The organism is Acidisarcina polymorpha (genome assembly GCF_003330725.1).
Classification (GTDB): Bacteria; Acidobacteriota; Terriglobia; order Terriglobales; family Acidobacteriaceae; genus Acidisarcina; species Acidisarcina polymorpha.
Window position 1 is genome coordinate 5,861,656 of record NZ_CP030840.1, and the last position, 25,888, is coordinate 5,887,543.

Annotated in this window: 22 protein-coding genes; 6 read left to right on the plus strand and 16 right to left on the minus strand. The window is 54.3% G+C overall.

The genetic code is table 11. The features are described 5' to 3' along the window. Positions 1–289: 289 nt before the first annotated feature. Positions 290–2,536, minus strand: a complete 2,247-nt coding sequence (locus tag ACPOL_RS24995; protein ID WP_114209463.1) for a S9 family peptidase — start codon at positions 2,534–2,536, stop codon at positions 290–292. 237 nt (positions 2,537–2,773) lie between these two features. On the opposite strand from ACPOL_RS24995, the gene ACPOL_RS25000 reads away from it, so the two are divergent. Further along, entirely contained in the window at positions 2,774–3,247 is a 474-nt protein-coding gene (locus ACPOL_RS25000) for an META domain-containing protein (RefSeq protein ID WP_161557554.1), read from the plus strand. A 36-nt stretch (positions 3,248–3,283) separates the two neighbouring features. Here the strand turns inward: ACPOL_RS25000 and crcB are convergent, their stop codons facing one another. From crcB to rlmN, 4 genes are all read right to left on the minus strand, one after another. After that, a complete protein-coding gene (crcB, locus tag ACPOL_RS25005; protein WP_114209465.1) occupies positions 3,284–3,655 on the minus strand; it encodes a fluoride efflux transporter CrcB in 372 nt (123 codons plus the stop codon). A gap of 71 nt (positions 3,656–3,726) precedes the next feature. Beyond that, entirely contained in the window at positions 3,727–4,695 is a 969-nt protein-coding gene (locus ACPOL_RS25010; protein ID WP_114209466.1) for an oxygenase MpaB family protein, read from the minus strand. Between the two features lie 25 nt (positions 4,696–4,720). Then, positions 4,721–4,933, minus strand: a complete 213-nt coding sequence (locus ACPOL_RS25015) for a hypothetical protein (protein ID WP_150133129.1) — start codon at positions 4,931–4,933, stop codon at positions 4,721–4,723. 27 nt (positions 4,934–4,960) lie between these two features. Beyond that, on the minus strand, positions 4,961–6,193 hold the full coding sequence (gene rlmN, locus ACPOL_RS25020; protein ID WP_236657010.1) for a dual-specificity RNA methyltransferase RlmN: 1,233 nt from the start codon (positions 6,191–6,193) through the stop codon (positions 4,961–4,963). A gap of 55 nt (positions 6,194–6,248) precedes the next feature. Between rlmN and ACPOL_RS25025 the strand changes: the two genes are divergently transcribed. The 5 genes from ACPOL_RS25025 (at position 6,249) to ACPOL_RS25050 (ending at position 12,583) form a co-directional block, all read left to right on the plus strand. Next, positions 6,249–7,523, plus strand: coding sequence for a M16 family metallopeptidase (locus tag ACPOL_RS25025; RefSeq protein WP_114209468.1), 1,275 nt, complete (start codon positions 6,249–6,251; stop codon positions 7,521–7,523). Positions 7,524–7,751: 228 nt separating this feature from the next. Next, entirely contained in the window at positions 7,752–8,264 is a 513-nt protein-coding gene (locus ACPOL_RS25030; RefSeq protein WP_114211044.1) for a type IV pilin protein, read from the plus strand. Positions 8,265–8,272: 8 nt separating this feature from the next. Then, complete coding sequence (locus ACPOL_RS25035) at positions 8,273–9,055, plus strand: LolA family protein (RefSeq protein ID WP_236657011.1); 783 nt, start codon at positions 8,273–8,275, stop codon at positions 9,053–9,055. 824 nt (positions 9,056–9,879) lie between these two features. Beyond that, entirely contained in the window at positions 9,880–10,764 is an 885-nt protein-coding gene (locus ACPOL_RS25045) for a hypothetical protein (RefSeq protein WP_150133130.1), read from the plus strand. A gap of 625 nt (positions 10,765–11,389) precedes the next feature. Next, complete coding sequence (locus ACPOL_RS25050; RefSeq protein ID WP_161557555.1) at positions 11,390–12,583, plus strand: acyltransferase family protein; 1,194 nt, start codon at positions 11,390–11,392, stop codon at positions 12,581–12,583. A gap of 164 nt (positions 12,584–12,747) precedes the next feature. On the opposite strand, the gene ACPOL_RS25055 is transcribed toward ACPOL_RS25050, so the two are convergent. The 11 genes from ACPOL_RS25055 to ACPOL_RS25105 all read right to left on the minus strand — a co-directional run bounded on the left by ACPOL_RS25055 (position 12,748) and on the right by ACPOL_RS25105 (position 25,799). Further along, positions 12,748–13,953, minus strand: a complete 1,206-nt coding sequence (locus tag ACPOL_RS25055; protein ID WP_161557556.1) for a nucleotide disphospho-sugar-binding domain-containing protein — start codon at positions 13,951–13,953, stop codon at positions 12,748–12,750. Positions 13,954–14,050: 97 nt separating this feature from the next. Next, positions 14,051–14,671 carry an acetyltransferase gene (locus ACPOL_RS25060; RefSeq protein WP_114209474.1) on the minus strand — a complete coding sequence of 207 codons (621 nt, stop codon included), beginning with the start codon at positions 14,669–14,671 and terminating at the stop codon, positions 14,051–14,053. A 27-nt stretch (positions 14,672–14,698) separates the two neighbouring features. Then, positions 14,699–15,985 carry a glycosyltransferase gene (locus ACPOL_RS25065; protein ID WP_114209475.1) on the minus strand — a complete coding sequence of 429 codons (1,287 nt, stop codon included), beginning with the start codon at positions 15,983–15,985 and terminating at the stop codon, positions 14,699–14,701. A gap of 114 nt (positions 15,986–16,099) precedes the next feature. Next, positions 16,100–17,347: a cytochrome P450 gene (locus tag ACPOL_RS25070; protein ID WP_161557557.1), complete on the minus strand. Its 1,248-nt coding sequence runs from the start codon at positions 17,345–17,347 to the stop codon at positions 16,100–16,102. 295 nt (positions 17,348–17,642) lie between these two features. Further along, the gene (locus ACPOL_RS25075; protein ID WP_114211045.1) at positions 17,643–18,713 is read right to left on the minus strand and encodes a PNPOx family protein; all 1,071 of its coding nucleotides are present in this window, start codon (positions 18,711–18,713) and stop codon (positions 17,643–17,645) included. Positions 18,714–19,601: 888 nt separating this feature from the next. Next, a complete protein-coding gene (locus ACPOL_RS25080; RefSeq protein WP_150133131.1) occupies positions 19,602–20,168 on the minus strand; it encodes a hypothetical protein in 567 nt (188 codons plus the stop codon). A gap of 271 nt (positions 20,169–20,439) precedes the next feature. Further along, positions 20,440–21,669 carry an FAD-dependent oxidoreductase gene (locus ACPOL_RS25085; protein ID WP_114209478.1) on the minus strand — a complete coding sequence of 410 codons (1,230 nt, stop codon included), beginning with the start codon at positions 21,667–21,669 and terminating at the stop codon, positions 20,440–20,442. Between the two features lie 647 nt (positions 21,670–22,316). Beyond that, complete coding sequence (locus ACPOL_RS36550; protein WP_114209479.1) at positions 22,317–22,772, minus strand: anti-sigma factor family protein; 456 nt, start codon at positions 22,770–22,772, stop codon at positions 22,317–22,319. A gap of 389 nt (positions 22,773–23,161) precedes the next feature. Beyond that, on the minus strand, positions 23,162–23,362 hold the full coding sequence (locus ACPOL_RS25095) for a response regulator (protein WP_114209480.1): 201 nt from the start codon (positions 23,360–23,362) through the stop codon (positions 23,162–23,164). A gap of 254 nt (positions 23,363–23,616) precedes the next feature. After that, a complete protein-coding gene (locus ACPOL_RS25100; RefSeq protein ID WP_114209481.1) occupies positions 23,617–24,732 on the minus strand; it encodes a hypothetical protein in 1,116 nt (371 codons plus the stop codon). Between the two features lie 431 nt (positions 24,733–25,163). Next, positions 25,164–25,799: a sigma-70 family RNA polymerase sigma factor gene (locus ACPOL_RS25105; RefSeq protein WP_236657012.1), complete on the minus strand. Its 636-nt coding sequence runs from the start codon at positions 25,797–25,799 to the stop codon at positions 25,164–25,166. Positions 25,800–25,888 lie beyond the last annotated feature (89 nt).

Consider the following 25,888-nt stretch of genomic DNA (forward strand, 5'->3'; position numbering starts at 1 on the left):
ACGCGCCTATTTCGCCGTCGGTCGAGCCGCGGAAGTCGGTCCAGAGCTGAAGTACAGCTGCTGTTTTGCGGGCAAGTCGCTAGGCACACTTCTCCGCCGGAGAAGTACGCTGAGTGGGTTCGCTCCGCATTGCAGTGGCTGTTCTTCTGGGCTAATCGTCCAGATATAAATGCGTTTGTTGGAGCGATATTAGGGTAAGCAAGCCTGCGGATGCCACCCCAATTCATCGGGCGTCGCCCGGATGTCGAGGTTCCGCTCCAGAACGGGAAATCCTACTGTTGAGTCGGCATTACAAATTTTTTCCGAAGAACTCCGTGGCGCGTTGATAGAGCACCGAACAGGCGGCCGGTTTGTCGACGATCCGGGTCTGCCCGGGATAGAGGGAAATCTCGGCATATTTGCGCGCTTGCACTAATTCGCTCTGCAGTTCCATGGATTGGTCCGGATGAATCTTAAGATTCCCCGCGCCATGAGCAACCAGCAGGCTCCCCTTGAGGAACTTGGAGTAATCCAGCGGAGAAGAAGAAAGGTATCCATCCTGGTTTTGCACGGGATCGCCAAGGTAGCGCTCCGCATAGGCGGAGTCTTGCTGGAACCAATCGACGACCGGCGCCACTGCGAAGCCCGCCTTGAAGAACAGCGGGGCATGGAGCATGGCATTAATCGTGATTGCGCCGCCGAAGCCTTCCCCCCAGATGCCGAGCCGCTCCGGATCAATGTAGGGGAGTGCCTGGAAGAAGTGAACGGCGTCCTTAAGGTCGGTAATCTCCTGACCCTCAAATCGCTGGTGAATGTATTCTTCGTAGATGTGCCCGCGGCCGGCAGTGCCGCGATTGTCTAGCGCGAGAACGATAAATCCTCGCTGAGCCAACATCTGGTTCCATATCGACACGTCGCCTTCCCACGTATCGTGAACGGCCTGCCGTCCCGGGCCTCCGTAGATATAGATCACGGCGGGATATTTTTTCGCTGCGGTAAAGCCCGGAGGCCTGATCATCGAGGCGTTCATCTCGATGCCGTCGTGGCTTTTGATGGTGATGAAATCGACTTGTTGCAGCGCCGGTTTCATGGGACTGCGCACCCTGCTGTTGTCGAGCACAAAAACCTTGGCGGCAGCGATGGACTCGGTCTGGGAGCCGAGCTGGTATACCGTCCGTATCCACGGTTTGACGACGGTCGAGAAACGATCGACGAATGCGGCAGCATTCGGCGCGAAGATCGCTTCATGGGTCCCGCTTTCCCCGGTGATGCGTTTGGCCTCATTGTTGCCGGTGTTACCGCCCTCAAACCTCACCGAGTACAGCTGCCGATCAAGCGAGCTCTTTTCGGTTGAAGTGTAGTAGATGATGCCGTCCTTCTCATTGACAGCATTGAGCGAGGTGACCTCCCATTTGCCGTCCGTGAGTTGACGCACCAGTTTGCCATCAAGATCGTAAAGAAAGAGGTGGCGATAGCCGGACTTTTCATTCGACCAAAGGAACTGTGGCGTACTCTTCGAGAAGTAAAGAATATCGCTGAGGTTGATCCAATACGGGTCGGTGTCAGTCAAGATGGTTCGGGCCGTGCCGGTGTGTGTGTCAGCTATAAGTAGCTCAAGCTTTGTTTGCGCACGATTCAGACGCTCGACCGCCAGTCGCTTGCTATCCGGGAGCCATTTCATCCGTGGGAGGTAAATGTCTTTTTCGGTACCCGTATTGATTGCCACGGGCGTCGACTTAGCGGCCACGTTGAGGACCAGGACACGAACCGTCGGGTTGGCCGTTCCCGGGGTTGGGTAGTCAATCGTTTCTGCCGGGCCGTCTTCGTCCGGCTGAAAAGGTGGGGTATAAAGGGCCACTCCTTTGAGGTTGAACTCGTAATAAGCGATTTGCCGTGAATCGGGCGACCACTCGTATCCGTGCCGGGTACCGAGTGAGTCCGGATACATCCAGTCCAGTTCACCGCGGCGAAGGATCTCGGTTCCGCCATGAGTGATCTCTCGGGCTTGGCCTCCCGCAGTGCTGATCATCCACAGGTTGTGCTGGCGAACAAAACCCACCCAGTGGCCGTCGGGAGAAAGCTGCACGTCCCCAATTACTTCTTCGCCGGAGATCAAGGTGCGAGTCTGCAGGGTCTTCCGATCCAGCCAGACTATACTTCGATCGCTGTGCAGCAGAAGGCCGGCGCTGTCAGGGCTCCACTCCAAGCCAACCTTCTCCCGAGGAGGTGGAGCCATCGTGCCCTTATCACCCTTCGCCGTGGCGGGGAAGAGATGGTCGATCTGGCTTTGGTTCAGCAAAACGGTTGGCTGCTTGCCGAGTGAGTCCACTCCATCGAGTTCGAGGCGAAGGCCAAATCCACTATCGAGCGACTTAAAGTAGACGATATTGCCGCTATCGGGACTCCACCAGAATTGCTTGCCCTGGGACTCTGGAGGCACGGCCGCAGCGCAAACGTCCTCGATACCGATGCCGGGCGATTTCGCGGCGGCGGGAGGCAGATCTCCCCCGGGGCGCTGAGCGAGAAGAATGCAGCCTTGCGGAAGAAACAATGCCAACGAAAGCGTAAGCCATTTCCGCAAAGTGAATGTCTTTTGTAGGGAACCCAACCACGCAGAATGATCCTTACGACTCTCTTCGACGAAACGCAAAGCTCACCTCGGAATAGGATGTGTTTGTTTCCAAGCTAACATCCCAATCTCTCGGGAATCCGGGCGTTCGCCGCTTCGGCTCCAAACTGCTCCCTAAACTGCTCTATGATTCTTGAAGCAATCCCATCCTGGGGAGGACTGACAGTGTTTCCGAAGCTTCTATTGACGTGGGTGGCCGGTCTCGCGGTCGCCGGCTCTTCGGGGAATGCACAGACGCAGGCGCCGCCGCCGGATAACAGAATTCCTGAGAGCTCCTCGGCCTCCTCAAGATTGAGCGTGACCGAGACCCAGTGGAATCTGGTGGAATTAAATGGCAGTCCAGTAAGCTCCAGGTCTCCTGGAAGTCAGCCATATATATATTTGCAGACGCAAGGGGATAAGTTGAGCGGATCCGGGGGCTGCAACCGGTTGTTCGGGTCGTTCGATCTCAGTGGAAGCTCACTCCAGTTCCACTCCGTCGCGCAAACGCTGATGGCGTGTCCGGGGAACTCCGCCGAGCGTGAGTCCGCCTTGCTCGACGCGCTTAAGTTGACCACCAGCTTTCAAGTCTCGGGAGACGTTCTCCTGCTTCGCGTGGACGATCGGGTACTGGCTCGATTCCAGGCGAAAAAGAAGTAGTTTGGCATTGGGTTCGACGACAGAAGCAAAATCGGATTACCCAAAAAGCTTACTTGTCTGGATCCCGAGGTAAACCGCTCCATATCCAAGAACAACGCTCGATCCGACGTAGAGGAGAGCGATCGCCGGGTTTTCTTGTGCTGCTCGAAAGGTCTCAAACTCAAAGGTAGAGAAGGTCGTGTAAGCGCCGACGAACCCGATCGGTACGGCAAGACGCCAGGCGCTGGGCAGCTCAGTGTGCGCATCCAGGATCGAGAGCGCCAGGCCAATAACGAAACAGCCCGTGATGTTAATCACGAAAGTCCCATAGGGAAAGCGTGTCCCCATGCGGCTGTAGATCCAGGCTCCCAATGTGTAGCGGGCAAGCGATCCAAGCGCGCCGCCGATGGCTACCCAGACGAATTTCATTCCGTTGCGACCTCCCCTGCACTGGTTTATTACCAATGAAGCCGTTTCAGCAGGATAGCAGTGAGAGGAACTTACATCTCGCCGCGAAACATGGTGTGCCGCTGGCCCATCCAGAAACGATTGCTCACCTGCACCAGCAGCCCTGGCTTACGACCTTGCAACCGCCGAATTGCTTCCCGATACGGACCCACAAACCTCAAAAATCGCGGCAATCTCGGGTAAATTTGCGGCAGTCGGGCAAACGCCCGGCGTGCTGCCGCCTGCTCGTTTGGCCCGAAGTCCAACTCAAAGGCATCGCGAAGGGGTGCGGGCATCCACGCCGCCGTGAGCGCGCAATACCAACCCGGGATGGGGATCCAGGAGCCGCGGCCGTGCAGAATGCGCTGCGATAGTTCCCGGGAAAGCGTATTGACGCCGAGTTTACCCGACGCCAACATTGCGAGATTGTAGCGCTCGAAGGCTTCCCAATCCCGCGGCAGAAGTTCGCCGGGAATGCCGAAGAGAGCGGCCATGGTCTTGCTCTCTGTGTAGTAGCTCTCTCGCTCGTTAGGCGGTAAGGCCGGAAGCACGCTTTCGTAGGCAATGAGCGCACTCTCAACCAAGGTGGAATAAACCCAGCAAAGCGCGTTTGCCTCGTTGGCCTGGTAGCGCGATCCACGAGAATAGGCCGCAGCCGACTCGGGCAGTTCTCCTTCAATGTGGGAATGCAGCTGATACAAATGCCTGGAGGCGGCCAGCGCCTGAGCGCGGGTGCCGAACACCATAGTGAAGATGACCCGGAAGGTGTTGTGGAATCGCTCAAGCGGGTCGTTTCTTAAGTTGGAATGCTGGTCGAGCGCTGCAGCTACCCAGGGATGAGCCAACTGCAGCAATGCTGCCCGCCCGGCGCCGAGAAACAGCGCAGCCTCTCGATTGACCTTCCAGCTGATCGATTCGGGTCCAAAGATGCCTCCTTTAGGATCTGCCTCGCGGTCACCAACCCAGGCACACAGCGACTCAAATGTTTCTCGCGTAATCGGCAGATCTGCATCGCTCATCATGAATTTCGATGCGATTCTTCAACCTTCAGCCATCGGGATGTTGCTCGCGAGCATCCCCTGACCGTTGCCATAGCGCCTCGAGCTCCGCCACATCGCGGGCTGCACCACCAGCTCGAATCTCGAAAGAACGCAGCGCTGCTTCCAAAGCATCGATGACGAACTCCTCGATCGTTACCTGCCGATCCTCTGCCGCAGCAGCCAGGCGACCTTGATATTCGGGGCTGAGTTGAATTTTCACCGGCAAGCGCCTCAACCCGTTCTTCGGCTAACTGACCGTTCGCTTGAGTTGTCCGCACGCGGCAAAGATATCCAATCCTCGAGGCTTGCGCACGAAAGTGGGAATGCCCGAGCGAATCAGCTGCTGTTGAAAGGCAGCGACGCTGCCGGCCTCTGGCTTATCAAATTCGACCCCCGGTCCGGGATTCCACACGATGAGATTAACCTTGGCCGGGACATTTGCTCGGCGTAGAAGCCGCGCCACTTCCTCCGCCTGCTCCTGCCGGTCATTAACCCCTCGAAGCAGGACATATTCGAAGGTCAACCGTTCTTTCGACCGGAGGGGCACTTGGCGGGCGGCGTCGATCACATCGCCAATGGCCCACTTGCGGGTTACCGGCATAATGCGTTCGCGAACTTCGTCGTTTGGAGCATTCAACGAGATTGCCAGCTTCGGCCGGATCCGCTCAGCTGCGAAGCGAAGAATCCCTGGAACGATGCCTGAGGTGGAAACCGTCATCCGCGATTCGGCAATTCCGACCTCAGCGACCAGCAGCCGCACGGCATCCATGAACGCGTCGTAATTTAGAAATGGCTCGCCCATTCCCATAAAGACCAGATTGATCCGGTCGCGACCGATCTTGACCCCCTGAAGCTTCAGGACGGCGACCACTTGCCCGGCAATCTCTCCGGCAGAGAGGTTGCGTTGAATCCCCAGCTTTGCAGTGAGGCAGAACTGACAGTTGACCGCGCAGCCTATCTGGCTGGAGATGCAAATGGTCGCGCGGTGATGCTCCGCTTCGCCAGTGCTTAGCTCTTCCACACCGGCATCGGAACCGTCTCCGGACTCGCCGTCGTCTCCATCTGGCATCCAAACCGTCTCCACCGTCTTTTCGTCTTCCCCTGCGATCAGGTAGCGCTCGGTTCCATCCTTCGACCGGAAGGTCTGAACGATCTTTGGCCGGCCTACCTGGTATCCGGCGTCGATGAGGCGCTCCCGTAGCTCTTTCGGCCAGGTGGTGAGCTGGTCCAGATGCTCGATCCAACCCCGGTAGAGCGCATCAGAAAGCTGCTTTGCCCGATAGGCAGGTGTGGCGAATTTTCCACATATATTCGTAAGTTGCTCAATCGAAAGCCCAAACAGGGAATTCACCGCCGGAGCCTGTGGAACGTCTAAAATAGAGAAGCCGCTGTTCCCATCCGGTGCGCCCGCAAGATTGTCCTCGTCCGTTTCAACTTGTAAGCGGTTTGGCGCTTTGGGTGGCATTCCTTCAGTCTGCATTGTGTCGCTGCTGCTGTACAGGCCCGGCTCGGAACGAGAGGGATTTCGAAAAAATATGATCAACGAACGCAACATACGACGTACTGTTTTGCCGAATGGCTTGACCATTCTGACCGAACGCATGGAGCATGTTCGCTCCGTCGCCATGGGAATGTGGGTCCGTGCTGGTTCCCGTCACGAATTGCCGGAAGTGAATGGCATCTCCCACTTCGTCGAGCACATGGTTTTCAAAGGGACCAAGTCGAGGAGCGCCCAACACATTGCCCGCGAAGTCGACGCCATCGGGGGCAATCTGGATGCCTTCACTGGCAAAGAGACCGTCTGCTTTAACATTAAGGTGCTCGACGAGCACGTTCCGCCGGCGCTCGATGTGCTGTCCGACCTGGTGCTTAACCCGGTTTTCGCGAACGAGGACATCTCTCGCGAACGTGGCGTCATCCTCGAAGAGATCAAGATGGACGAGGACAACCCCGACTATCTGGTTCACGAAATTTTCACCCAGAATTTCTGGAAGGACCATCCCTTAGGCAAGCCGATCCTCGGGACCAAGGAGACGGTGCGCCGTTTTGAGCAGGACACTCTTTTTGACTACTACGGGCAGCGGTTCGTCGGCGGGAACATGATCTTTTCCGCAGCCGGCAACCTCGAACATGACGCCTTCGTCGAGAAGGTCGTGCGCCGCTTCGAGTCAGTCTTGCCGGGAAACCATGAAGGCGGCGATGCGGCGCCAAAGACGGCGGCCCGGATCAGCCTGCGCAATAAGAAATCCTTGGAGCAGGTCCAACTATGCCTTGGCGTTCCGTCGCAGCCGATCGCTCACGAACAACGCTACGTCACCCTGATCCTGAACACTGTGCTCGGCGGCGGCATGAGCTCCAGGCTTTTTCAGACCGTACGCGAAGAGCGTGGCCTGGCCTATTCGATCTACAGCGACCTGAATCCATATCGGGATACCGGCTCACTGTGCGTCTATGCGGGAACTTCCTCATCCAAGGCAGTCCAGGTCATCGAGCTCGTCATGACCGAATTCCGCCGTCTCAAAGAAGAGCTGCTGCCTGCCGACGAACTGAGGCGCGCAAAGGACCAGCTGAAGGGAAATATTCTGCTGTCGCTCGAAAGCTCCATGTCGCGCATGTCCAATCTGGCGCGCCAGGAGATGTATTTCCAATATTTCTTCGGCATGCAGGAGATCCTGGACAAGATCGAAGCAGTCACTGCTGAACAGGTGATGGAAATGGCGCAATCGATCTTCAGGCCGGAAGAGGTGGCGGTGACATTACTGGGTAGACTCGACGGGTTGAAGCTGACGCGGAGGGAATTAGCCTGCTAAGCGAGCAGCGGCTGGCGCTGCTCGCTTGCAGATCTTTATCCGTCGCGAAGGGTGCCGGAAGACGCGCTAAGGCCGAATTTCGGACCACCCGGGTTCGTCGGCAGCTTTCCATCGGGTTGCTTGCTGAGCGTTCGCTTTCCCCTTTGCGTCTACATCAATTAGGATTGCCCTCGGAAAGCTTTCTAACAGGACACTGCACCCATGAAGCGTAGCCTTTTGAAGATTTGCATGACCCGCTCCGCCGAGCGCCGCCGCCAGCACGAAGGCGGCTTCACATTAATGGAATTGCTGATCGTTATTTCGATCATGCTGATCCTCATGCTTATAGCGATTCCCAATTTCTCCAGTATGAAGAGCCAGGCCAATGAGACGTCTGCCATCCAGTCGCTCCGCGCCATTTATCAGTCGCAAATTCAATATCAAACCAACTATCCCGCGCAAGGTTTTGCCTGTGCTTTGAGTACGTTAGGCGGGGCAGCCTCTTCCGGAGCGCCAAGTCCGCAAAGCGCTCAGGTGTTGCAAAGCGATCTTGCCAGCGGGCAAAAGAGCGGCTACACCTTCAGCATCGGAAATTGCACCAAGGTCAACGTAAACAATCAGGATATGTACACCAGCTACGAAGCGTTCGCTGTACCGCAAGCGATCGGCAAGACGGGCCATCGTGGATTTTGCATCGACCAGCAGGGTGAGATCAAGGCTGACCCGGCCGGCGGCACGAACTGTACCCAGCCCTTGCAGTGAGGGATTCGTTGCCGGGTTTTCGTCTTGCGCGGATGCGGCTGCTCCAATCCGTCGGCAAGTTCAAGACGGGCAACTTGGGCGGTGATAGCGCACCTTCCGTCCGCTACTGCGCTTTAGGATTCGAAGCCAGGCGATCCATTGGGCTTCTTCTGCTCTGCGCCGCCCTTGCTCTTTCTCGGCAGTCCTGGTCTGAAGAACACCAACCCCTCGAACTCAGCGCCTCAGTTCTTGCAGCGCGGGTTGATCATCACTACAACGCCCTTCACTCCCTTCGGGTCAACTTTTCACAAGAGTATGACGGCATGGGCCAGCACCGGCGGGAGAGCGGGATGCTCCTGCTCAAGAAACCCGGACGCATGAAGTGGAGCTATGCGCACCCCCCCGGCAAGCTGTTTGTCCTCGACGGCAAGGACGCTTATTTTTATTCGCCGGGACAGTCGGAGGTACAACGAGTCTCGGCGAAGAAGCTCGACGACTTGCGCTCTCCGCTGCGCTTTCTTCTCGGTCATGCCGAATTGGCCAAGGAGCTTCAGGATCTTCGGATCACGCATCACGATGAAGCTTATGAACTCACCGGCGTTCCCAGGAACATGGAGCAACGAGTCTCTTCGCTGCAATTTACTTTGGCGGAGGATGGGACCATCCAGGGAATCAAGATCGAGGAGATGGACGGATCCACGTCGACATTCTCTTTCAGCGATGAACAAGCGAACCCCGCCGCGACCGATGCCGATTTCAGCTTCCATGCTCCTCAGGGAACGGTGATCGTCGAGGGGCTGCCTCCGTCCTGAGGGCGACCGCCGCGGCTGCCACTGCAAACGCGTTGAAAACCGCTCCGTAGCTCTGCCTGCAGCGGGACCTTGGTGGATAATTCCGCCTCTGGAAACCAGAGCGTAAAGTCCAAGCAGGCCGGGATGCGTCCGCCGCGATAATCCTGTCCCTCGACTCTGAGACAACCATGGGTCTGTTCCTCGATTTCCGATCTAGTCCGGAGCAACTAGCTATTACGGAAACTCACAGCTCAAGGGCCAGCGAAGTCACACCACTTGCAAAAATGATTCGGTCCTCAGTGACTTTGCGTTCTCCGCGATGTCAGCCCCCGAAGTGGAGCCCAGATTTTACGCTCAGGCGGCGGAGAGTGGATATCAGCATATCTGTTGCTTGGCGCAACCAAAGGTTTGAATGGCGTCAGTCGCTCGCCAAAAAGCGCATTTCCGATTACCGCCTCGCGAGCCTACCCAAATACTTCGAAGCGCACCTTTCTGAACTTCTGGACCTCAACGCGATGTCGAAGATGTGGGACGGTTTCGATCGAAGAGCTTGGTAATTTTCGCTGCGGTCGGCAGCATGTCGCCAAGGCTACCGCATCATCTTGAGCGCTTCCACCGACCGGGTCAACGCGGCAACGTCAGCATCCTCAAGCACGGTCCGATCGGTGCAACGTCGACTTGCTATAAGTAGCTGGATATTGTCCGAATCTTGCGATTACGTGGACGGGAGACAAGTTCGTGACAACTGATCAACAAGCTGTAGTTATGTTCGCTTTGCTGTTCTGTTTTGCTCTCAGTCTACCTAAAACCGATCACCGATTCCATACACCCAATGGAGAGTCAATATGTTGAAGAGGTTCGCGAGAAGTACAGCCATCGTCGGAGCACTACTTGTCGCAGGTGCAGCAGCACAGGCGCAAAAGTATTCGTTTAACTACTTTCGTGATCCGTCCCCCAATGCGCCTGTCATATCAGGAACAGATTTATCACCCACTGGAGAACTAGTGGGATGGTATACCACGACCACAGCTGCCTGGGGATTTTCCGAGGTCGGTGGCAAGTACACTACAATCGCGCTGCCGCAGCAAGGCTCGGCTTCGCCATACACAGTAATAAACTCAATCAATGGCCAAGGTAAGTTGGTCGGAGTCGGCAGACTGCCGGAAGGCTACGTCGATGGCTTTCTTTTGACGAGCTCCGGCGAGCTAACCACAATTGCGGTTCCATTCCCCAATACACTGACAACTCCGCTAAGTATCAACTCTTCAGGGACTATCGTTGGAAATTACACGACGGAGAGTGGGGCACTAAACGGGTTCGTGCTTGAAGATGGGACCTATAAGGCCTACCAGGTCCCTGGCAGCTATAGCACAACAATTAATGACATCAATGATAACGGCGTCATTGTGGGCAGTTACACAACAAGCCGCGGCGGAACTTCCATAGGTTTCATGCTCAAGGATGGCACGCTTACTAAGCTGACCTTTCCAGGGGCAATTAACACTGTGCCCAACTCCATCAACGCCGACGGCCACATCGTGGGGCACTATGACACTAGCAATGCCGAACTTCCCTTCTATTTTGACGGCACTACGTACACTCAGATTGCCGTTCCTGGACAATATGCGTGCAATTTCACCCACATAAAGAACTCCGGCTACGTTGTAGGTACCTGTAGTAATAGCTCCACTTACGCAACAGAGGCCGTTGTTGGAACACCCACGTTGTAGCGCATCGATCGGAAGGAGTCGCTCTGCGAATAACTGGTAGTGGGTCATTGTGAATAAACAGGTGGTTGTGTGTCAACTTCCGTACCGAAATCATCCTGGATTAGTGGAGGATGCCATCCCTTCAGATGGCTTCCTCCCTGTCCTAGAGTACGGGCGCGCACTCAACACCTCAATCCGCTTCCGATCGCGTTCTCTCATCGATGTCCAGCCCCTCCCTAAACCTGGCAAAGCAAACGAGCCAAACCACGGCTACTACTGGAAGCTAACTGACGTGTTAGCTTTGCAACGCCGACCACGTTTCACACTTTGCAGCAACACCGCGTGTGGCGAATCGAAAGAACAGTCATCGGGGCAAAGCCATAGTCCGTCGCCTGATTGCAAGCAACGCTTTTGGTTGAAGCAATCGATCTGCTTCGAGCCATAATAGATGAGAATTGCCGCACCTGCTTCCCTCCGGAATTTATTTTGTCACCACGGTGGAATATCTGACCACAGAGAGCGTTGGTTGGTTGTAGCCCCTCCGGAGATCCGGGACTTGTTGCAACAAACGAATAAGTTGACAACTGTCGTACTTTCCAGACGCTCCAATCGTCTACAGGAGGAGCTAACAATTGGAGATAATGCGTTGAACCTACATCGTTACCCAAGCACCACGCCTAGGTTCCACTCGCTCGATAGTCTTCGTGCGGGGATGATGTTCCTCGGCATCGTATTACATGGAGTCCTGCCGTACACTGGAATTCGCATGTGGCCGGTGAACGACCCGACTACGCATCCTATATTTTGGGATGCCATCGTCTTTGCTATACATGTTTTTCGGATGCTTCTATTCTTTGTTTTGGCAGGTTTCTTCGCACACCTCCTCTACGAACGTCTAGGAGCGGCGGGTTTCCTTTATCACCGCACCAAGAGGATCCTGCTGCCTTTTGCCATCGGATGGCTGGCGCTCTACCTGCCGACTATCATTGGCGTCCAGTATGGGATCCACGTGCGTGATCCGCACCCCTGGGTAGAGGTATCGCATTATTTCAGCTCTGGGTTATTTCTGTCCCAGTCCTACACAATGCACCTGTGGTTTCTCTATTACTTGTACTGTTCTTACCTTCTCTGCCTCGCTATTTTGATTCTCACGCCGTCTCAGCTCAGAACCCGGCTGCAACAACCAATCACGATGAGCTTCCGGGCAGTAACAAATTCGCGATGGCGAGCATTCATTTTAGCCGTGCCTACCTGTGCACTTCTATATGTCTCGCCCATCGCATCTTTCGGAGCTCCCGAGGGCTGGTTGCCGACGATCATAGATCTTGCCACCTATGGATATTTTTTCGCGTTCGGTTGGTACTTATTTGCCGAGATCGATTTATTATTACGGTTACAGCAGCATGCCGTAACTCACCTAACGATCGCGTTCGTGTTGGGCCCGATAGCATTTAGATTGCACGGCTTGCTCCGGCACGAGCCTCGAGTTCACATTCCCCTGATCGCCATGACCGCGATTATTTGTTGGTGCTTAATCATCGGGCTTATTGGTATAGGGAACCGCTATTGGAACGGCGGCAGCCCTCATGTGCGCTATTTCGCCGACGCCTCCTACTGGGTATATCTGGTCCACTACCCTCTCGTGATCTGGCTGCAGATAGCTTTGTTATTCTTCCATATGCCTGTGATACTAAAGTTTATTTTAGTCATCTCGGCCACCACCGTGCTCAGCCTGGCAAGTTATCATCTCTTTGTGCGCTATACGCTCATAGGTAAGCTGTTGAATGGCACCCGACATCGCACCACTGGCGCGACGGTCGAATGTCCCACCGTAACTTAGCTACATAGACACGAGACTTGGCTGCGTCGCCTTCCAGACGTGCTCGCGACAAAGCTGGAAGCCGACGCAGCATAGACACCTGGCGCGCTGAGCCAGGTTTAGAGATGTGCTGAGGCGCGATACATCTCATTCACCGATCGTCTTTTGGTGAATACTCGTGCCTGCTAACGCTGCATTACATCATGTAGATGTCTCGCTGCGCGTTGAGCTCCATTCTGCCATGCAATCTTCTCTTGCATTCTTCGAGCCGCATTCCTATAAGATGGATCGCCCAACACTTCCTCTATCATTGCGGCAAGTACATCTCGATCAGGTGTCTGAGTATTTAGAAATCTGCCCACTCCGAAGTGGGCGACTCTTGCCGCCACCCCCGGCTGATCAAAGCCAATAGGAAGGACAACGAGAGGCACCCCGTGGTAGAGGGATTCCAGTACTGTGTTCAGGCCCCCGTGGGTGATACATAGATCAGCTAGTTTGAGGAGATCTATTTGCGGTGCATACGATACGGTGATCGTGTTTTCCGCCAGCTCTCCGAGATCATCCGGCTGAAGATATGGTCCCGTAGAAACGACTACTTGCCTGCCCTTTGCTTGAGCAGCTTGTACCACGAGCCGTAGCCGTTCCGCTGAACCATTCAGCATAGTTCCCATCGTTACGTAAATGAATGGATCGCCCGTGAGCCTTTCCCAAGGGAATTCAGTCGTGGTACTGACCTCAGGTGGGCTGATGAGCCCCGCATGGAATAGTTGCTCGGGCCAAAGCGGGCTGGCGAAATCGAATTCTTTAGGTACTTGAGTAATCCATGCCTGTTTCGAAAGAAACGGATAGGCCGTGGAGAGATCGGGCGTTATGCCCCTTTCGCTAAGGTATTTAAGAGCTGCAGCTCGACCAGGGCCGGCAAGTTGCAGGAGCGACCGAACACCTGCTTTGTTCCTTGCAATCGCTTCCATGCTAGCGTCCGGTCCCCAATCGAAGTAACAAGGGGGGGTTCCTCCACTGTAGTCTTCATGAACCTGAGCAGAGAGGTGGGCAAATGGAATACCTAGATTCATCGCAACCATTTCAAATCCTCGGGCACAGGAGTCGAGAATTAGCGCGTCGGCCCTGCTTACTCGAACAGCTCTTTCCCCGTCCTTGAGAACCCCAATGCCTACATCACACGCGACGGACGCTGCCTCACGAACGACATCTAAACCAAACATCGTGCGGATAGGGTGATAGCGTCGCTCGACTTCGCCGTGTGGAAAGTCCTGGATACACGCCGATACAAACTCGATTCCGGCCGCGCGAAACCATGGTTCCTGGTCTTCTAAACCGATTGCGCATACTGTATGACCAAGCGAGTCGAGCTCCCTGGCGAGTCCAGACATCACTCTCATATGACTTGATGCGGGTACTGTATAGACGGCGAATCTCATTGTCAATAATCCTTGATGCTGCTACTAGAAGTGGAGTGGCGAACGTCGGTCACGACAGGTTAGCCGATGATTCACTCTGATGGTGTTCAGGGCCGAGCGATAATGGCGCGCGGTATAAGCTAAGGTCTATAAAGTAGGAGTGATACTTGCCCTGCTCCATGGAAAACTGAGCCGCTGGATGCGTATCAACTCCCCGTGCGGCAGTTATCGACGGAACGTTATTGGCAGCAATAAAGCTGATTGCAAACGCAAACTCACGAGAGGCAGCGCGACACGCGACTGCATGCAGTCTCTGAAAGACATTCTTGCCGCGTGCCTTGCCCGAGAGGCACACTGGTCCAAATAGACACGTCTCCAGGCCGGGATCTACGATACCGTTATCTTCGAAGCTTCTATGGAGGGAGGAGAGTAACGCGTTGATGATAGAGTTGCCCATCCAATGACGCGTGCGAGAGACGCAAAAATAGCCCAGCAAGTCGGTATCTTCACAGGCGATCACGATCCCCAGATCGTTTGCGTAAGTGTCTATGTCTTGGAGCGTCATCTCGACGGAGAGGAATCCTTTTCGCCGCTCTGATTCGGATAGATTGTTTATATAGCGGGTTCGCTGCAAAGCGATGATGGAGCTGTAATCTTTGGGAGTAGCGAATCGGAGTGAAAGTCTAGTCATTGTTCAGATTCCTTTTGAATCGGTGCACTATTTAATCGGGTTTGCTATACCTGTGCTTATCGAAGCGAATGCCCGATCGATAATTCTTCCGGCATGCGCGAGACTCTGTTTCCGATCCAAGGCGGTCTGCATTAGGATCGCATTCATGCGGTATTTCGGGTTGTTTAGCACTTCGTCGACTAGCCGCGAAAGAACCGGTAACGTTATTTCCTCGGCACGGCAGAAGACGCCCACTTCTGCGTGTGCAACCCGCGCGGCGACTCCTGGCTGATCGTTCGTGATCGGAAGGACAACAAGTGGCACTCCGTACTGCAGAGCTTCCAAGACTGTATTTACTCCTCCATGAGTAATACAAAGTCTTGCTCGTTGAAGAAGTTCCAGTTGAGGGGCAGACTTTACCAAGATCAAATTACCGGGTACGTCTTCAGACTTATCCTGCTGCGCTGATCCGCCCGTTGTCAGAACTATCTGACATGTCTTCGCTCGTGCGAGCTGCACAATCATTTGGTAAAGAGGCAGAAGGCCATTTTGCAACGTGCCGAAGGACACATAAATGAGCGGCTCCCCCGTCAGAAGATGCCATGGAAAATCCGCGTGGTCAGTTGCCGATGGCTCGCAGAGTGGGCCGACATGGATGAGCTGCTCTGGCCAATAGGGATTCGGAAAATCTAACTCCGATGGTAACTGGGTGAGCCAAGCAAGCCTCGATGTTAGAGCGTGAGGGTCATTCCAGTTCACCGTGACGCCAGCATCGGTGAGGAAGTGCTTGATCATCGCCTGCATTGGAGCGGCTTTCTGAGCAAAGCGATATAGTCCCGAGCGATTCCGCTCAATAGCCTCCTTTGTTGTGTCTGGTGGCCAATCATAGCTCCAAAAAGGTGTATAGCCAGAGTAGTCACTGTGAAGTGCGTTCGAGACCTGCACGTAAGGAATACCCATCGATAGGGCTACAGCTTCCATTCCTTTGGCCGAGAAATCGATTACTAGCGCTTGAGCACGACTCTGGCGAAGAACTCTGGGGCCATCTCGGAGCACAGCTTTGCACAAGTCACTTAGCAGATCAATACTGAACTCGGTACCAGCCTGGCCTGACATGGAGCGAAGGGGGGCAAAGATAGAGGCAATCGACCCCGGAGGATATTCTTCTTCACACATGGGGAAGAAGAGCATGCCTTCTTCTTGTGTAACTCTAGCCTGGAGATCACAAAGACCAAGGACAATAACCTCATGACCGAGAAGGTGCATCTGCCGCGCGACAGAAAGCAGTACGGACACATGGCTGTAGAGCGGCAGCATATAGAACGCGATTCTCATAGTTCTTCTCGAAACTGCTCGTGCGCGTTGGGCCGTTTTAGACGGGGTGGTATTTTCCTGGTCCTTGAATCGATAGTTAGTTTGCTCAAGGCGTATCTAACTCTTGCCAGAAGGTTAGCCATCTATGCGAACGGGAAGCGATTTGAGTGACCGCATCCAATAGGCGGGCTGATAATCGAATGTCGTTGTGTTCAACTCAATGTTAGGGAACCGCTGTAAAAGAGATGCCAACGATATCTGTATTTCAAGCTTTGCCAGGGAAGCGCCGATGCAATAATGTGGTCCATATCCGAATGCTAAAGAGGAAGGGTTCTCCCTTCTCAGGTGGAGCGTCTCCGGTGAGGAATACTGTTCTGGGTCGTGGTTTGCGGCGCCTAAGCCGAGTTGCACACGGGTTCCACTTTTCAATACAATTCCATCGATGTCATGGTCGCCTGAGAGCAACCTGGTAACCCATAGAACGGGGCTAACGAAGCGCAGGAGTTCGTTGACGGCATTTCCCAGCAACTCCGGCGTGTCTAGCAACTCGACCCACAGAGAGCGCTGTTGAAGCAAGTGCCGCATGGCTCCCGAAAGCAGGTTCGTTGTAGTTTCATGTCCGGCAAACAGCAGGAAGCTAACCTGCACCATGATTTCGTCGGGCGACATCCTCGCTTCGGGGTCAGGCTCATTGACCAAACGCGAAATGAGGTCTTTCGAAGGGCTCTTCCTGCGCAGCGCAATGATGCTCTTGAGTACAAGCTCTGCCGCGCGAACCCGCTCTGCGATGTTCTCGATCATCTGCTGGTCTCCATGTAGAACCGCCCCAGGAAATCGCGTGAGCCACATGGACATCTGCCGAATAGTGTCATGAGACTCCTCAGGGATGCCTAGTATGTCAAATATGACCCCGGAGGGAAGCGGATGAGCGAAGCTGCGCACAAAGTCGATTTCGCCTTCCTCCTCGATGGCGTCCAGCAATTGCACCACTCGGTTTTCGATAGCCTTGCGCATGTCTGCTATGACGTCAGCTGTGAAGGCCTTCGTTATGGCGATGCGTTGGGTAGTATGCTGCGGAGGATCTGTCGCGAGGATTGTGGTAAACCAAAATTTGTAGCAGACGTTGAATGCGTTCGCAGTAGTGGCGGGAAGAGCTTCGGCGCGTCTCAATATCTCCGGACCGGTACCGGACCTGAAGAGTGCCGGTAATTGCAGCGCGGCTTTAACATCTTTATATCGGGACAGCATCCAGAACTGGTTTTCGGCCCGCCAATATACCGGATGGTGTTTCCGAAGACGGGTGAAGTACGGATATGGCTCCTGGATGTTTGACAGAGAAAACGGATCGAGATTGACTGAGAGCTGTTGTTGGTTTGTGTCCATCCTTGAACTCCTAACTGTCTTTACATAAACCTGGCGTACCGAACGCCACCATCGCCGCGCGACACGGTACATTTGCAAAATGCATCCCGCCTCCCCGAGGGCCTATCTCGCGAGCTCTGGTCAGTCAGCGGGCGCGGTCACAGAGGTTCTTAGGCGTATACACCAATTTAAGGTCACATCATTTATCGAGGCAGCTTCGCCCTTACTCAGGCAACTAGGCCGGACGTGTGCAACGTTGTGGCAATTAGGACTTGAACCGATTGTCTCGGCGTCGCCGGATAGACAGGCGTTCGAATCAGAGTGGCGTTCTCAAATCGGCGCAAGATGCAAGCTGAGCTGAGATGCGCTCCGCGACTTCTCTCGATATGGGAGAGCGCACGTAAAAGTCTTCTGCGGTAGACTGCAGTCTGTCAATTCCCAGATTCCTGATGCGCCAATCTTGGTAGAAACCGTGTGCGACGCAGAGTTCCGGTACGTCTGTCACTCCCTCATCGGACAGGACGCGAGCCAGAAAAAACGTATGATAGCCGAGCCGGTGAACCCGCTCGACCTGTAGCTCGCGCACTCTGCACGCAAACAGAGGCACCGGAATTTTGAAGATTTGGGACGGACGCGTGGGAAAGGGAAGCTCCTTCCAATCGATGGTAGGCCGGTTATGATTGGAGCCTAAGAAATATGCGATAGGGCCTTGCTTCATGGGAACACTGCTGAGCGCGACACGCCTGGTTTGTTGGACGAACCTTTCGGGCAAATAATTGTGCTTGAGGCAGAAGCCGAAGTAACTGCGGTTGAGTTCACCCATCACGTTCAGGGGAAAAATATTCCCGTTGCCCTCCTCATCCGCGACGCTGAGGAGAGAGACGGGGCGCGGGCAGCAAAACAGGGCCGACATGGCGTTCATCTGCCCAGCGGGAACTCGGATCTTGTTTGCCCTGCGGGAGGTAACAAGTGTATACCACAGGCGATTGCTCCAAAGCCTTACCGTGGGAAGACAGTAATTGACACACCTGCTGGAACGAAAGAGTAGAAACTCCGACCCACCGCATTCCAGCCTATCCTGATAATCAAGGTCGACCTCACTGAGGACACGATGGGCACCGCCGTTTTCGCACAAACGCAGCTTAAGTAGCTGGCAGTGGCTTTCATCGGGTGCCTGGCCCTGCGCGAATTCGATGCAGATGGTAAACGGCAATCCGGACGCCTGGCAGTGGCGCGTGGTAACGTCGATGGGCCTACCTACCCCGAGGAGCCACACCACGACTTCCTGCTGTGATGCCGTTTGCGCTAGAAAGAACCGGTTCGGCAGTTGCTCTCCGCCAAGTACTGCTTTTTTCATCCGTTTCAGCAGGTGCTTCTTTAGTGACATAGACGTTTCCGTCGGGTGCACGATGAGGCTTTGCCTAAGACAACTGATTATGTCCATGACTATCTCGGCGATCTTTGATGATGCCCCGCTCTTATCTCGGAGGTGATCACCCACACGCCACGTCTAGTAGCGATGGATTACAGACAAGGACGGTTTAGGCGCTCGATTGTGGGCCGCTCGGCCTCCAGATAGACTTGCACTCACTCTTGATATAACGCCTTCACGCGCACGCTGACCATCTCATCGTTGGCATTTGCGGACGTCACGCCTGTTGTCGCCGACTATTCCATTTAGTGCCGAGCGTCGCTGCGCCTCCGACCAGAAGGCCGCTCTTCATAAAAGAGCGGCGGCGATCAAGTGAACGCTTGATGTTGTCCCGTGAGTTTCGCATTCTTGCCTGCCTTTCTATCTAGTGAAACTAGACACAGGCATTTTTATTCTATCCATCTCGAGTTATTCCAAGAAATTCGCCTCGAGCCGATGACCTACCTCGCACACGATCGTTCACCGCTAAGTAGCGGGCACCTTATTAGATCCGGAGACATGGTTGGCTGATGTTCCATCCGGCGGCGCAATATTCCTGCAGCGAAAGCTATAAGCTCGCCCTAGGACTTGCCTGGTAGGTGTAGCAAGGCGATCGATAGGAAGAGGCTGATAACCAGGTAACCAGCCGAACACTCTTGCCCCGACCTCCGAAGAACTGGCACAACTGAAAGAGACAGATCGACCGACGAGAAGACAAGTCGGATTTTAAAACGTGAAGAAGCCCCGCCGATCGGAGCAGTAGAAGGCATAGAACCGTCGATCGGCTCTGTTGTTAGAGTTCTCGGCGAACCTATGCGCAGACGATTTCCAGCTTCTTCAGCTTTAACGCTTGATCGAAAAGCGCTATGCAGGATCAATGGATTCGAGGACCGGATAGCCGAGAACATAGCTCACTGGAAGAAACCCACTTCGGTCCTCTCCCATGTGCCATTGATAGCCGCTACGCTTCAACGGTTGCAACATGTTCTCAACTTCTTTCGTGGAGTAGACACGGAAACATGAAATTACCCCGTCGTACCACAGTACAAACGGGACAACCGGGATAAGGTAGGTCCAGAGCAATCGTGACCAGGAAAAAGGTCGTATGGTCGGAGCCAGCAACCATGTAAGCGCAGGGATGCAACAGACGGCGAGCAGGGTTCGCGGGGAGCGGCGGGCAACTTCGAACACTGCAATCCCTCGCCGTTGTTTCATGGCGTTTTCAAGTATCATTTTGGCCTGACCACTACCAAAATGATGAAACGAGGAAAAGATTGTTTGGAAGCCTTCCAGATCCGCTGGAATCATCGTGGCATCTGTTGAACGGTCCTCAAAAGATAGCAGGGTCGAGACCGCACTGGCCCGCTGGAAAGCTCGCAAATTTGGATACTTGTCGGTCAATCTGACTGATATTGCGGAAACCTTCTTCACTGCAGGCTCCCGGGCTAACCGCAACCATGGACCGCCCCCACCCGAGCAAAGATCCAGTACCTTAGAAGTTCCGGCGCGATTAATGCTTCCAAGTAATCGGCCGAGAATCGGCTTATAGAAGTTCCCAAAGTTCCACAGCGACTGTAACCCGTCGGTCACCAAGTCTCTCAGAAAGTTGGGACATGCCGGATGATCGTGAATTTCTCGCAGATCTAAGCGTTGCATAGATTCAGTAATTTACCTTCCAGGAGGAAATATCGTGGACTTGAACTTAGGAAATACCTCGGCGGTCATGAACAGAGTGCAGAAAAGGAGTCGCTGGAAGTGAAAAGGGTTGACGGCGTTTTTTGGGAATGAGGAGGGATTGCATCACATCTTCGCTGGCATAGAGGCGCATCTCTCTTTCGTACTTCGATATAGCCTGTGTCAGGTTGCCCCGCCCTTTCGCTACGGTTAAGAGCGATCTACATAAAAGCTGGGCGTCTCGCAGGGCGGCATTGGCTCCTATACCGAAGACCGGCGTCGTGTTGCGCACCGCATTGCCGATCAGGGTGACGACGCTCGAGTCCCACAGGGGAGGTTCAGGCATAGCCTTTAAAGGAACGAGGAAAACACTTTCAAGTTCGCTATTGGACATTGTCACCCAAAGGCGGCCGTGCAAGTGCTGCGAGCGCTCCAATGCTAAATCGAGCAACTGCCTTGAGGAATACACTTCCACGTCCGGTGGAAGAGTGCCATCAGCCACCGTATAAGCCCAAACAACAAACGGCGCGACTTCAACTTCGATGGAGGGAACTTTGATGTCGACAGGTGCCCTCGACAATGCTAGGAACATCGAGCCAGTTGCGCGGGAGACCACGGTATTGGGCGACCCATCAAGCATAATGCCCGGTAAGGAGTCAGCCCAGCCAAGGTGGGTTCTTCCGACGATTAAGGATACTTTCGTGCTGACTTTCTCGACACCGGGTAGCAACTGCTTCCGCACGAGTGAATCACTTCCGTCAGCCCCCACCAGGACATCGGTTGTCTCTTGCGTGCCATCTTGGAAAGATACCCCTACTTTCCCGTCGGCTCGCACTTCGTAGCGATCGAAGACTTTCCCCCAACTCACGATGTCCGCGGGGACGCCCACGTGGGAAAGGCCCTGCAACAATATCCTGTGCAGTTCTACCCGGCTGATCGACATGAGGCTTTCGTCGATCAATTTCCCGTCTATCAGGTGTGACCCTCTGACGTCCGCCAGAATCCGCAGCTTCTCATCGAAGAACCGGTTTTGTCCACCAACCCGAACGCTCTTCTGAAGGAATGTCCTCCAGTTGGCCTTTGGAAGACATTCATACAATGCCTGTTGACCAAAGGGGTTGATGTGAATTCCATATCCTGGAAGCTCAAGTAAATCCCTAGCATTGCGCTCAAAAACCTTTACCTCAATCCCGCTTCGCAACAGACCGTGCGCGAGACAAGATCCGCCGACGCCGGCTCCAATGATAATGACCTTCATGATGCTTCCTTCCACAAGGCGGATCTTAGTGAGCCTGTTCTACTTCGGTCTGTCGCAATGCCTGGGCCGCGTCGGGCCGAGATATCGTCTTAGCGGATAACACGCGGTGCATAGTTGTTAAGAGGCGGTGTGTAGCAAGATACGGTATCAGCCTGGCCCGAAACAAAGGATCTTTACCGACCCATCGGCGATATTAAGGATTGCGCTCGCTCTTCGCCGTTCAAGAGCCTGCGAATGCTTCAAGTCGGATGCCATGCACGCGTGCCCCGTCCCTCTCCGGAGGGCCGGTAGGACGTAAGTACTCAACTCATGGTCTTAATGCCGTTTACTCGGAGTATTGCCTGTCTGTCGACGGTTGATCCCGCAATGGATTGTCGTTGATCTCTAGTCCGCCCTTCTTTTACAAACCTCCTTCCTACGTTGGCTGACCAGGCAGACGATCGCGATTATGCCGTAACTCCCGGGTAGCAAGTGAGCAATCGAACCGAGGGCCATCCAGCTTCTTGTGAACCATAAAACGCCTTTGCTAAAAAGCCAGAGCGTCGCTCTCAGATGCGTTGAGCCGGAACGCGGGCCGGGACGCAACAGATAACAGGTATGTACCAACCTGGCGAGAGCGGCTTGGTTGCCGTCTTACGCGTCGCGGATCAAGGCACAATGCTGAATAGACTTCTCACTCTAAAACTGCCATTCTTCAAGGCGCTCAGGCTTCCTGTTGTGGGCTTCGACTTAAACGGCGACGTTCGGTTCGCCGCGAACCGCCACTCACTTAAGGTAGGTTCTGCACGCTGTACTGCCTGTATCACAGCTTCTCGCAGAGCGTTACGTACCCTGACTGAAGGCCGACCATTACGGACTAGGAGAGAAAGAGCCTCCGTATCATGCAACGCGCGGCTGCACCCTGAACAATTCTCTACGTGAGACAGAACATCCACACATTCCTCCCCGGTGAGCTCGCCGTCGACGTAACACTGGATGCTCGCTTCAAACCCGGCGCAGGCACTCACTTTGTTTACAGATTGCATTGCTGTCGCACCCACTCTTTGCAGAATCAACTGCGGACCGTTAATTATTACAACTACACTTGTCTTGACAGAAACCATGACTTTATAAGCGTCTCGCGCAGACCTTTGGATCTAACATCTATTTAAGTGGCATCAGAGTCTGCCTGGAGAAGGCTTCTGTCTCTAGGCAGACTTGATCCTCCTTGGTTCAAGGAAGGCTAGAGTAGTTTAGATCTCGGCCAGGGTCGAGGCGGAGACGAAGACGTAATTTGACAACAAGGTGAGATGTCGGCGGCATGGGGTACACACCTCTACTCGCGCTTTGAGAACGTGCGGCCTCCTCGACATACAAGCTCAAAAACCAGAACTCGCCGCACATCTTATCAATCCTCGCATTCGTGTAACAAGTTCTCGCAAACTGAACGGCACGTCAAGTAATCGTCGGCCCCAGCTTCCAGGAGACGAACCTTTCCGTCGACGTGCGAGCTCTAGCCAAGAACCACCAGGGAGAGACCCGAGATCGAGGTCGCAATTCTCTTGCATAGCCCGTAACCCGCAGGTTCCGGGATCTGCAGGTCGACTATCACTGCTGAAAACCGTTTTCGGGCAAGCATCTCCAGACCAGCCAAGCCATCTGGGACGAGATCGACCTCGTATCCGGCCGAGGAGAAAAGATGGTCACGTTTCATTGCACACCTATCTTTCCTGACAAGTCGATCGCCGATTGCAGGCCGTTTTCAACGGCAGATTAAGGCAATTCGGTTTGACTGCTCTGTTTTCGTTTTCCCTTCCTTGGCAGACCTCGGCAACATAGGGTTATTGGCGTCCCGCAGACCAGCCTGAATGTGCGGCGGCTCTAGCAGCATCGCAAGCTTGGTACTCGTCTCCGCTTAGAGCAGAGTACCAAGCCTGACAGGAGCGGATCAGATAGCACGTGCCACCGTTACCTGGTAGCTGCGTCGGCCGCGACGGCTAGTTCATTTAGTGTTCGCAAAAATTTCTTACTTTGACCGACGAATAGCCCATCCGCCGTAAAGCTGGCGATTGTGGCTACGGCGCCCCCAAACTCGTCACTGAGTGGGCGGATCACGGAACATTTGGGAAGATTAGGTCTTATGAAATCGCAAGGTACCGGAAATATCAAGCTGGGCTGGGTTTGCGGGTTAAGCGGATGGAAAAAATCAGGAAACGTCAATCCTTCGTCTGTTACCGGCGCCACAGGTGCCTGGACTGCATTGCCTGCAAAATCGACCCACTCCAGAAAGTGAGCGATCTCATCTCCGCCGATGCCAAGCGTAATTCGAATCACTTCCGGATGCTTCGCTTTTTGGTTCATTGCTGCGTAGAGGCTCGATCCACCCTGTTCAATATAGCCAAAGTGAAAAGCAGCGGTATTCGCGATCACCTGAAGATGGGCGGCAGAGCCGTTCAGGTCAGCATCGTCGACAGGAATAGCGCGGCGATCGGTGATCTTGAGCGCCTGGGGGAAAGTTGCTCCAAAATCAGGGTTCTTCGCGCTTCGGTAGCGAGTGAACCAGCTTGTGTCGACATTGAGATGCATGAGGTTCGTGAGACGACCGATATTTTGCGCCCCCGTGGCCCGGCTCCCTTGGAGAGTGAGAAACTCGTCGAAATTGACCGGGTCTGCGCCATTCGATTCCAAATATCCGTTTAAGAAGGTAGCGTGACTAATCTCGTCGAGGGTGTTACTGGTGATGTATTGAGTAGCGTCGCCATCAAGATTCTGAAGCGCGGCCTGGTAGCTGTTCAGCGGTTGATTTGGGTCGACCTCAAGCGGAATCCCCGAGTTCAGACCACCTAACTCCGCATATTGTACCCAGAGGTCCGACTCTATGAGTTCTGCCGCCGCCAGGAACCTAAGAATAGCGACATCGCCGGCATCGAGCCTTCGGTTCTCTCCCCATTCCTGTGCTGCTGCCGCCGTTCCATTTGCCAACAAGCCCGTGCCGATTGTCGCTGCACCTCCCGCCAGAAGACCGCTCTTCATAAAAGAGCGGCGGTCGAGTGAACGCTTGATATTGTCCCGTGAGTTTTGCATTCCTGCCTGCCTTTCTAGCTAATGAAACTAGATGCAGGCGTTTTTATTCTGTCCTTATCGAGTTATCCCAACAATTTGTCTCGAGCCGACAGGGTTTACCGGTGACGGTGCTTGCGGTGGTCGCAGACAAACGATCGATCTCCGATGCAGAATACAGGAATCGACTAAGCGCCGCTTATGGTGACTAGAAATACGATCCCTCCAAAAGCTTTGCCACATTCCGGGGGGAGGCTGTCGTGATGATCCCATATTTATTAACAAATTCGAGAGGGGCTTCTATACTAATCTGCTCGTCGGGCGAGTCGCCGTGTGTAGGAAACAGAAGCACACGGACTTCCTAGCAGGGAGCTCATTATCGATCGCTCATTGGTGATCGATGCGTACTACACTTGTTTGATTTCTCCCCTCCGCTGCTCGTCTGTAAAAGCCCCTCATTTCAGTTGACGATGTGCCCTCTCTTTAAGTGCCGCCGTACCGGCTGACTTTCTCGATTGAAGTGAACCGTGAGTACTCCGAAGTGACTCCCGAACCATTTTCCGGGCTCTGGCCAGGCGTGACATAACGGTTCCGATTGGGATCGACAATGTGTCCGCAATTTCCCGGTAAGACGCATCCTCAACGTCACAGAGCAAAATGACGTCTCGAAGGATGGCGGGCAGCCGCTCGATTGCACCTCGAACAGCATCGATGTCGGAATGCCTGATGAGGAACGACTCCGGAGTGGCGGACGTTGTCGGCAGATCCTTCTCGGGGTCTAGTGCAAGGGTCATGCGCCGCTCAAGTTTTGAGCAGGAACCAAGAAATGTGTTTTTCAGAATTTGGAATATCCATGCCCGGAAATTGGTGCCAGGTTCAAACGACTTGTAGCCGCGCATTGCTTTCAGGTAGGTCTCTTGAACGAGATCCTCGGCATCGTTCTGATTCTGTGCAAGCCATCGCGCGAAGTTGTAAAGGGAATCGAACAAAGGAATGGCCAATTCTTCGAACCCGGCCAACGATCCATCGTCCTGCGAGGATGAAGGCCCGAAGTGGACCACACCCGGTAGCCTAAAGCCAAACGGTCTCAATTGCCTGCTCCTCGGGTCACACCTCAAAAGTGCACCCTTAGCCGCAAGGCATCAATTTACCCAGGCTTTTCCCCTCCTATCCTGTATAT

Excerpts from the sequence above, each read along its gene's own strand:
- crcB (WP_114209465.1), bottom strand. The coding sequence starts at position 3,655 with ATGAAATTCGTCTGGGTAGCCATCGGCGGCGCGCTTGGATCGCTTGCC.
- ACPOL_RS25010 (WP_114209466.1), bottom strand. The coding sequence starts at position 4,695 with ATGATGAGCGATGCAGATCTGCCGATTACGCGAGAAACATTTGAGTCG.
- rlmN (WP_236657010.1), bottom strand. The coding sequence starts at position 6,193 with ATGCAGACTGAAGGAATGCCACCCAAAGCGCCAAACCGCTTACAAGTT.
- ACPOL_RS25025 (WP_114209468.1), top strand. The coding sequence starts at position 6,249 with ATGATCAACGAACGCAACATACGACGTACTGTTTTGCCGAATGGCTTG.
- ACPOL_RS25030 (WP_114211044.1), top strand. The coding sequence starts at position 7,752 with ATGACCCGCTCCGCCGAGCGCCGCCGCCAGCACGAAGGCGGCTTCACA.
- ACPOL_RS25045 (WP_150133130.1), top strand. The coding sequence starts at position 9,880 with ATGTTGAAGAGGTTCGCGAGAAGTACAGCCATCGTCGGAGCACTACTT.
- ACPOL_RS25055 (WP_161557556.1), bottom strand. The coding sequence starts at position 13,953 with ATGTCTGGACTCGCCAGGGAGCTCGACTCGCTTGGTCATACAGTATGC.
- ACPOL_RS25060 (WP_114209474.1), bottom strand. The coding sequence starts at position 14,671 with ATGACTAGACTTTCACTCCGATTCGCTACTCCCAAAGATTACAGCTCC.
- ACPOL_RS25065 (WP_114209475.1), bottom strand. The coding sequence starts at position 15,985 with ATGAGAATCGCGTTCTATATGCTGCCGCTCTACAGCCATGTGTCCGTA.
- ACPOL_RS25070 (WP_161557557.1), bottom strand. The coding sequence starts at position 17,347 with ATGGACACAAACCAACAACAGCTCTCAGTCAATCTCGATCCGTTTTCT.
- ACPOL_RS25075 (WP_114211045.1), bottom strand. The coding sequence starts at position 18,713 with ATGTCACTAAAGAAGCACCTGCTGAAACGGATGAAAAAAGCAGTACTT.
- ACPOL_RS25085 (WP_114209478.1), bottom strand. The coding sequence starts at position 21,669 with ATGAAGGTCATTATCATTGGAGCCGGCGTCGGCGGATCTTGTCTCGCG.
- ACPOL_RS36550 (WP_114209479.1), bottom strand. The coding sequence starts at position 22,772 with ATGGTTTCTGTCAAGACAAGTGTAGTTGTAATAATTAACGGTCCGCAG.
- ACPOL_RS25095 (WP_114209480.1), bottom strand. The coding sequence starts at position 23,362 with ATGAAACGTGACCATCTTTTCTCCTCGGCCGGATACGAGGTCGATCTC.
- ACPOL_RS25100 (WP_114209481.1), bottom strand. The coding sequence starts at position 24,732 with ATGCAAAACTCACGGGACAATATCAAGCGTTCACTCGACCGCCGCTCT.